We start from the raw sequence: 707 nt of genomic DNA on the forward strand, positions 1-707 counted from the left end.
CCTGCCCAGTTAACGTTTTTCTTGCGCCTATTATTGGCGCGAGATTCGGTGTCATCAGTGGCAGCTTTGCCACCAAGATGCTGACAGGCCTTTCGCGGCAAGGTCGTCAAGGGCGAGAAGACATTAAGTTCGAGCTGTTAACGATGACCATGCAGTACCGTGGGCACAGCAAAGGAATAGCTATATGAATAAGAGAGCAGCGCCGCAGCAGTCGGCGTCGACAGAGCAAGAGACGCAACCGTTGGACGACAGTCGGTATGAAGACCTGCCGCGCAGTGAGTACCTGCAATTACCCCAAGAGGAGCAAAGCCGGCTCAATAAGCTACGTCAGCAGCGGGTGCGTGAGGCGCCCACGCTTTATGAGTGGGATATTCGGGTGGCGACTGTGTATGGTATGGGGTGGATCATGGTCCTTATTCCGTGCGGGATTACGGCTCTAGTTGGGTTGGTGACATATTGGTATGGATTTGAACAATGGTATTATTTTCTCATCATAGTGATGATTTTTGGGCCATTTATGCGCTACCTCTGGTTGGCCGACAAACAGTACCATTATCGGCTCACCACCGAGGGGTTGGTTACCACCTATCATGACGTTATTCCGGATGCCGCCTACGCGGTAGTGCGGGGGCTGGCTTGGTTTGGGGTAGTTGTTTGCATCGTCGGCGTGGCGTTGTTAGGCCCGGCCGCCTTGGTCGGCGCGGGTA

Annotated in this window: 1 protein-coding gene and 1 pseudogene; both read left to right on the forward strand. The window is 54.0% G+C overall.

The genetic code is table 11. The features are described from left to right. A partial coding sequence (locus tag AAA952_RS22300; RefSeq protein ID WP_338259709.1) for a hypothetical protein occupies positions 1-188 on the forward strand: 188 nt, incomplete at its 5' end. After that, positions 185-707: pseudogene (locus tag AAA952_RS22305) on the forward strand (hypothetical protein); the annotation flags it as partial. The gene AAA952_RS22300 and the pseudogene AAA952_RS22305, both read left to right, overlap by 4 nt.

The organism is Shewanella sp. M-Br (assembly GCF_036245925.1).
GTDB lineage: Bacteria > Pseudomonadota > Gammaproteobacteria > Enterobacterales > Shewanellaceae > Shewanella > Shewanella oncorhynchi.